Origin of the sequence: Rhodoferax sp., from assembly GCF_018063565.1 — a bacterium.
In the GTDB taxonomy this organism is placed as follows: Bacteria; Pseudomonadota; Gammaproteobacteria; order Burkholderiales; family Burkholderiaceae_C; genus Rhodoferax.
On the sequence record NZ_JAGPBB010000047.1, the window covers coordinates 24,689 to 32,013 of the forward strand.

Sequence of the window (7,325 nt, forward strand, 5' to 3'; positions counted from 1 at the left end):
GAGCTGGGACCTGATTGTCTGCCGCGCTGAAAGCCAAAACGGTGCAAATGGCGGCCCTCGCAGGCGGGAAACAGTCCAAAAGCGAGCTGAAGTTGACTGAATTGGCCCAACGCGGCAATGCTATAAACGCCGACTTGAGAACACAACAAGGAGGACGCCTATGGGCTACAAGAACTTCTGCCGACCGCGCGCATTGTCCGTTTGCCTTTGGCTGGCGGGTGTTGTCGCACTGTTGCCTGTTGCGCTGCCGATCGCCGCTGCAGCACCTAGCGCGCAGCACCAGATTACCACCCAGTTGCCCACAGGCGTCGTGCCGCAGCATTACCGGCTGCAGCTCTCACCCAACGCGGCCGAGCTGCGGTTTTCGGCGCAGTTGGAAATCGACCTGAAGGTGCAGCGCGCGACCCGCAGCATCACACTGCACGCGCTCGATCTGGCGTTCTCGCGCGTGGCGAGTCCGGGCTCGGGGGTGGCGCAGGTCACGCTCGACCCGGCTGCGCAGACCGCCACCTTCCGGTTTGAGCAGCCTCTCGCACCTGGGCGACACACGCTCACGCTGGACTACACCGGCAAGATTTACAAGCAGGCCGCGGGCTTGTTTGCTTTGGACTATGAAAGCGGGGGGGGCACGCGCCGCGCACTTTTCACCCAGTTTGAGGCGGCTGATGCGCGCCGCGTGATCCCGTCATGGGATGAACCGGCGTTCAAAGCCACCTTTGATGTCAGCCTGACCGTGCCCAGCGGTCAGACCGCGGTCAGCAACATGCCTGTGGCTGCCACCACACCGGCGGGTGAGGGCCTGCAGACAGTTCGGTTTTTGACCTCGCCCAAGATGTCGACCTATTTGCTCTCGCTCAACGTCGGTGATTTTGAGCGCAAGGCCGAACGGCAGGGCGCTACCGAGCTGGCGGTGGTGACGCGCGCCGGCGAGCTGGCCAAGGCCGACTTTGCGCTGGAGGCGGCGCGCCAGTCGCTGGATTGGTACAACGATTATTTTGGTTTGCCCTACCCCTTGCCCAAGCTCGACCACCTCGCTGCACCGGGCCAGAGTCAGTTTTTTGGCGCGATGGAAAACTGGGGTTCGATTTTTTACTTTGAGTACGCGATGCTGCTCGACCCGAGTTTCTCGACCCAGCGCGACCGCCAGGGGGTGTTTACCACGGTAGCGCACGAGACCGCGCACCAGTGGTTTGGCAACCTGGTGACTATGGCCTGGTGGGACGACTTGTGGCTCAACGAGGGATTTGCCTCGTGGTTGGCGGGGCGTGCGGCAGAAAAGTTTCACCCCGAGTGGCAGGCAGAACTTGGCGCGGTCGAGGCGCGCAACTGGGCCATGCGCCAAGACGCGCTGGCCACGAGCCACGCCGTGGTGCAAAAGGTGGCCACGGTCGAGCAAATGTCGCAGGCGTTTGACGGCATCACCTACAGCAAGGGTGAGGCTGTGATCCGCATGCTTGAGGCCACACTGGGCGAGACCGCCTGGCGCGCCGGGGTGCGCGCCTATATGCGGCAGCACGCCTATGGCAACGCCACCTCACACGACCTGTGGCGTGCGCTGGAGGTGGCAGCGAAGCAGCCGGTGCGCCGTATGGCGCGCGACTTCACCGAGCAACCGGGGGTGCCGCTGATCACCCTCAAAGCCGCAAGCTGCCGCAATGGCCGCACTCAGGTTGACCTGGTGCAAGGCGAATTTGCGCCCGACCGACCCACCAAGACGGCGCGGCGCTGGCAGGTGCCGGTGACGCTGCAGTTGGCTGGCGGCGCAGAAACGGTCAAAACGCTGGTGCGTCAGGGGCGTGCCCGGGTCAGCTTGCCTGGCTGCGGCACGGTGGTGCTCAACGCCGGGCAGAACGGTTACTTTCGCAGTGCCTACGGCGCGGAATCGATGACGGCGCTGAGCACTGCATTTGGTCGACTGCCTGCGGTCGACCAACTCGGCACCCTGCACGACACCTGGGCGCTGGGGCTGGGCGGGGGCATGGCCCCCACTGACGCACTGCGCCTGCTGGCCGCGCTGCCGGTTGACGCCGACCCGCAGGTGTGGTCGGCCGCACTCAACATTGCCGGCGAGGTCGACCGTCTGTACCTCGGCATGGCGGCCGAGCAAGCCCAGTGGCGAGCGCGCATGATCGCGCTGTTGCAACCGTTGTTGCAGCGCTTGGGTTGGTTGCCGAAGGCCGGTGAGACCGACCCCACGGCCAATCTGCGTAACGACCTGATAGGCACGCTGGGTGACTTTGGTGATGCTCAAGTGGTTGAAGGTGCACGCGAGCGGCTTGCCGCCGAGACCAGCAACCCCGCCGCAATACCGGCCACATTGCGGCGCACCGTGCTGGGGGTGGTGGCGCGCCATGCCGATGCCACCACCTGGGAGAGTTTGCGCGCCCGCGCCAACGCTGAGAAAAATGCCATGGTGCGCGACGAGTTGTTTGAGCTGCTGGGTGCGCCGCAAGACACGGCGCTGGCACAACGTGCGCTGGAGCTTGCGCTGACCGCCGAGCCTGGTGAAACCACCAGCCCGTCGCTGCTGCGCCGTGTGGCCTGGCGCCATCCTGATCTGGCCTGGGACTTTGTGCAGCAGCATCTGCCAGCGGTTTTCGAGAAACTGCAAACCTCTGAGCGCAGCAGCTTTGTGCCCCGGCTGGGTCAGGCCTCGGTTGACCCGGCCATGATCGACAAGATCAGCGCATATGCCCAGACGTACATTCCCCCAGATGCCCGGCGCAAGGCAGAAGAGAGCATTGGCACCATTCGTGAGCGGCTGCGTGTTCGCCAAACCCGCTTGCCACAAATCACGGCCTGGATGGCGCAGCGCTGAGGCACCCCGGCCATACGCCTTGGCGGCATTGGGTGTTCCAGGTGATCAGTTTCATTTGATGCCAGCGCGCATGAAGTTTTGGACAAATTGACGTTGAAACAGCAAGAATGCCAGCAGCAGGGGCGCTGAACTCATCAATGTGGCGGCAGTGATGATCGACCAGTCTATGCCCTGGTCCACCGCTGAAAAGATTTGTAGCCCTACCGTGAGCGGGCGCGCCTGCTGGCTGTTGGTCACAAGCAGTGGCCACAGGAAATTGTTCCAGTGAAAGCTCACCGACACCAGCGCAAACGCCGTGTAGGTTGGTTTGGCCAGTGGCACATAAACGCGCCACAGGGTTTGCAGCGCGCTGGCACCCTCTGCCCGGGCCGCATCGTCCAGCTCTTTGGGAATGCCCATGAAGGTCTGGCGCAGCAAAAATATGGCAAATGCCGAGGCAAAGTACGGCAGGCCAATCGCCCACAGCGAGTCCACCAGGCCAAGCTGCGCCATGGTCTTGTAGTTTTCCACCACCAGAATGTCGGGCATCACCATCAGTTGCACCAGCACCAGTGCAAACATCAGGTTGCGGCCACGAAACCGGTAGCGTGCAAAAGCATAAGCCGCCAGCGTGGCCAGTACCAGTTGCGCGGCCAAAATCATGCCGACCAGCAGCGTGGTGTTGAAAAAGTAGCGCGCAAAAGGGGCTGCCGCCCAGGCACGCCTGAAGTTGTCCAGCGTCAGCGGCGCGTCCAGCGCAAAGCGGGTGGCGTATTCGGCGGGGTGAAACGCAGTCCACACCGCATAGACCAGTGGCAGCACCCACAGCAGCGCCAGCAGCCAGGCGGCCAGGGTGTCGAGCCAGCCGGACTCGTTAAACAGCAGTCGCTGGTGGGGTGGGTGAATCAGCCTGCTCACTGGTAATGCACCTTGCGGTCGCCTATAAAAAACTGTAGCAAGGCGATGCTCGCCAGCATCGCGACCAACACCACGGTGATGGCCGCTGCGTAGGCAGTATCCCAGAAGCTAAAGCCAACCTCGTACAGGTAAAACAGCAGCAGCGTGGAGGCATTGTCCGGCCCGCCGCGCGTCAGTACAAACAGGTGGTCCACCATGCGAAAGCCGTTGATAAACGCGTTGACCAGCACAAACAAGGTGGTCGGCATCAGCAGCGGCCACTGCACCCGGCGAAAAAACGTCCAGCGCGAAGCCCCCTCAATGGCCGCTGCCTCGCGCAGGCTGGGGTTCAGGCTTTGCAGCGCGGCCAAGTAAAAAATCATGAAAAAACCGGCTTCCTTCCATATGGCGACTGCGGTGACAGCTCCCAAAGCCGTAGCGGGACTGCCGAGCCAGTTGTGCGACGGCAAGCCCAGCGCGCCGCTCACCTGCTCCAGCAAGCCGTATTGCGGGGTGTAGAAAAACAGCCAGATGTTGGCCACCGCAATCATCGGCAGCACGGTGGGCGTGAAGTAAGCCATGCGCAGAAACGCCCGGCCCGCCATGCGCTCGTTGATCCACAGTGCCATCAGCAACGCCAGACCGATGGACACCGGAATGGTGACACCGGCAAACCACAGGTTGTTTTTCAGCGCCTTCCAGAACACCGGGTCGGCCGCCATCAACTGATAGTTTTCCAGCCCCACCCAGACGCTGGGCCGCGCGCCTTTGGGTGTGGAATAAAAGCTGTCGATCAGCGTGGCGGCCACCGGCCAGTGGGTAAAGGCCAGCAGCAGCAACAACGCCGGCAGCAGCATCAGCCAGACATAGCCAGTACGCAGTCCGTTGGATGACATGGTGGAACGGGCGATATCGGCCGCAGTCTGGCGAATGTGCAGCCGTACTTCGCTTACTTGTAAGCGCGCAGGATGCGCTCAGCCTCGGCTTGCGCATCCTTCATGGCCTGCGCTGCGGTCTTGCTGCCGGTCAGCGCTGCCTGCAAGCCATCGTTGAGCGCCTTGGTCACGCGCTGGTTGTCGTGGGTGGACAACTCGGCCACGGCCACCGGCAACTGGTCGCACGCCACCAGTGCGGCGGGAAAGCCCTGGCCATACTGCTTGAGCGCTGGCGTGTCATACGCTGCCGGCGACACCGCTACATAGCCGGTATCAATGCTCCACTGCGCAGCGCGCTCGGGCTGCGTGACCCATTTCACAAACTCAAACGCGGCTCGCTGCTGCGCCGGGGTGGATTTTTTGAAGATGTAGAAATTGCCGCCGCCGGTGGGTGAGCCCTTGCGTGCATTGCCTGGAATCATGCCCACGCCAAAGTCAAACTTGGCGTTGGTCTTGATGTTGGTGAGGTTGCCGGTGGTGGTGAAGATGATGGCCGCCTTTTTCTCGAAAAAGTCTTTCGGGGTGGTGCCCCACTCGACCACGCCGGGCGGGTGTATGCCGGCCTTGCCCAGGTCCACCCAGTATTGCAAGGCTTCCACCACTTTGGGGTCGTCAAACTTGACGGTGGTGCCTGTCTCGTTGGCCAGCATCGCACCGTTGGTGGTGCTCAGCGTCTGAAACAACCAGTACGGAAAGCCGCTGGACGGAATTTGCACGCCCCAGGTGTTGACCTTGCCCGTGCTGTCTTTTTGCGTCAGTTTGGTCGCTGCGTCTTTGAGTTCGGCCCAGCTGGCGGGGGCCTTGTTGGGGTCCAGCCCGGCTTGCTTGAACAAATCCTTGTTCCAGTACATCACCACGGTGGAGCGCTGAAACGGTATGCCCCAGGTCTTGCCGCCGGTCTGGCTGTTTTGCATGAACGCCGGGTAAAAGCCTTTGAGCCAGGCCTGGTCTTGGGCGGTTTTGACAAAGTTGTCAAACGGTACCACCGCGTCTTCATCGATCAGCGTGAACATGTCGGTGGACAGCAGCACCGAGGTGACCGGCGGCGTGCCCGACTTGTGCGCGGTGAGCGCCTTGACGATGCTTTCCTGGTAGCTGCCAGCGTAGATCGGTGTCACCTTGATGTGCGGATGCGCTTTCATGAAATCGGTGGCAAAGCCGTCAATCACCTTGGTGATGGGGCCGCCAACAGCCACCGGGTAGAAGAATTGCACTTCCACCGGGTTTTGTGCATGAATTTGGCCTGTAGCGCATGCCAGCATTGCGCTAGCAGCTATTAACTTCAGAGTCGTCAGTTGCATAAAGGTTTTTCGTTTCATGGTAAGTTTCCTTATGGTCGATGGTTGAGGTTTCAGGGAATTCGCAGGCCTTGGGCATCAAAGCCATGGCTGTGACCGGTGTCCCAGCGCAAGTGCACGGTGTCACCTGTGCTGGCGGGGTGCTGGCCGTCCAACCGCACCAGCAGGGTTTGGCTGCCCAATTGGCAGCGCAGCACCAGGTCGGCGCCGAGGTATTCGACGCTTTGCACCTGGGCGGCATGGCCGTCGGGGTCGATTTGAATGGCCTCGGGGCGCACGCCCAAGGTAGATGCCACCACGGGAATGGAGACCTTGCTGCCAGCGATGCAGCCGTTTTCCAGCGTCAACAGGTTCATTGGCGGCGTGCCGATAAATCGTGCGGCAAAGGTGCTGGCCGGGCGGGCATACAGCTCGCGCGGCGCGCCCACTTGTTCAATGCGGCCACGGTTGAGCAGCACCACCTGGTCAGCCATGCTCATCGCTTCGCTTTGGTCATGCGTGACATACACCACCGTCAGACCCAGCGTGCGCTGAATGTCGCGCAGCTCGCGGCGCATGTCCTGGCGCAACTGGGCATCCAGATTGGACAGCGGCTCGTCCATCAGGCAAACCTTGGCCTGGGCCACCAGCGCCCGCCCTAGCGCCACGCGTTGCTGCTGTCCGCCCGACAGCTGGCTGGGTTTGCGCTGCAGCAAGTCGCTCAAACCCAGCAAGGCAGCGGCTTCCTTGAGGCGGCGCGCGGTTTCGGCAGCCGGTGTCTTGCGTATCGACAAGCCAAAAGTGATGTTGTCAGCCACATTCAGGTGCGGAAACAAGGCGTAGTTCTGAAATACCATGGCCACGCCACGTTGCGCTGGTGGCAGGGCCGTCACATTGCGCCCATCCACCCACACCGTGCCGCTGCTGGCGGTGTCCAGCCCGGCAATGATGCGCAAGGTGGTGGACTTGCCGCAACCCGAGGGGCCCAGCAGCACACAAAACGTGCCTGGCTGAATGCGCAAATCCACACCCACCAACGCATGGCTGGTTCCCCAGGATTTGCAGATACCGGTCAGTTCAATGGCGGACATTCCGCCAGCTTAGAGACCCAATATGACGCAGCCGCGACAAAAACTTGACAGACTGGTTTTAGCCCTTCTGCTGTGGCAAAACCCGGGCATGACATCTTCAAATTGCACAGCGGTGCGAAGAATGTCACGTATGCGAACCCAATGTGGCGTGGATGTGGAACCTCGCATTCGCAGGAGTGACTTTGGTGCCTGGACTGATCTCGTTTAGGTTTGTAGGATGCCTGCCCGCGATCACCGACCTGCGTAAATTCACGCAAGCCTGAGGGCAGGCGTCGTACAAGCCTCGAGGGAGGAAACCGCGGAATGCAGCGCCGCAGCCAGATTCGGC

The 7,325-nt window shown here is 61.8% G+C and carries 5 protein-coding genes; 1 reads left to right on the forward strand and 4 read right to left on the reverse strand.

Annotated features, from left to right (window positions below; all coding sequences use genetic code 11):
- The first annotated feature begins 160 nt into the window (after window positions 1–160).
- Window positions 161–2,818 carry a M1 family metallopeptidase gene (locus KBF66_RS12005; protein ID WP_296656791.1) on the forward strand — a complete coding sequence of 886 codons (2,658 nt, stop codon included), beginning with the start codon at window positions 161–163 and terminating at the stop codon, window positions 2,816–2,818.
- A 51-nt stretch (window positions 2,819–2,869) separates the two neighbouring features.
- On the opposite strand, the gene KBF66_RS12010 is transcribed toward KBF66_RS12005, so the two are convergent.
- The 4 genes from KBF66_RS12010 to KBF66_RS12025 are packed head-to-tail and all read right to left on the reverse strand — an operon-like array spanning window position 2,870 to window position 6,997.
- Complete coding sequence (locus KBF66_RS12010; protein WP_296656799.1) at window positions 2,870–3,682, reverse strand: carbohydrate ABC transporter permease; 813 nt, start codon at window positions 3,680–3,682, stop codon at window positions 2,870–2,872.
- A gap of 29 nt (window positions 3,683–3,711) precedes the next feature.
- The gene (locus tag KBF66_RS12015; RefSeq protein ID WP_296656793.1) at window positions 3,712–4,590 is read right to left on the reverse strand and encodes a sugar ABC transporter permease; all 879 of its coding nucleotides are present in this window, start codon (window positions 4,588–4,590) and stop codon (window positions 3,712–3,714) included.
- Window positions 4,591–4,643: 53 nt separating this feature from the next.
- Window positions 4,644–5,930, reverse strand: coding sequence for an ABC transporter substrate-binding protein (locus tag KBF66_RS12020; RefSeq protein ID WP_296656801.1), 1,287 nt, complete (start codon window positions 5,928–5,930; stop codon window positions 4,644–4,646).
- 50 nt (window positions 5,931–5,980) lie between these two features.
- Complete coding sequence (locus KBF66_RS12025; protein WP_296656796.1) at window positions 5,981–6,997, reverse strand: ABC transporter ATP-binding protein; 1,017 nt, start codon at window positions 6,995–6,997, stop codon at window positions 5,981–5,983.
- Between the last annotated feature and the right edge of the window lie 328 nt (window positions 6,998–7,325).

Coding starts and splice junctions, on each gene's coding strand:
- KBF66_RS12005 (WP_296656791.1), top strand. CDS start 161: ATGGGCTACAAGAACTTCTGCCGACCGCGCGCATTGTCCGTTTGCCTT.
- KBF66_RS12015 (WP_296656793.1), bottom strand. CDS start 4,590: ATGTCATCCAACGGACTGCGTACTGGCTATGTCTGGCTGATGCTGCTG.
- KBF66_RS12020 (WP_296656801.1), bottom strand. CDS start 5,930: ATGCAACTGACGACTCTGAAGTTAATAGCTGCTAGCGCAATGCTGGCA.
- KBF66_RS12025 (WP_296656796.1), bottom strand. CDS start 6,997: ATGTCCGCCATTGAACTGACCGGTATCTGCAAATCCTGGGGAACCAGC.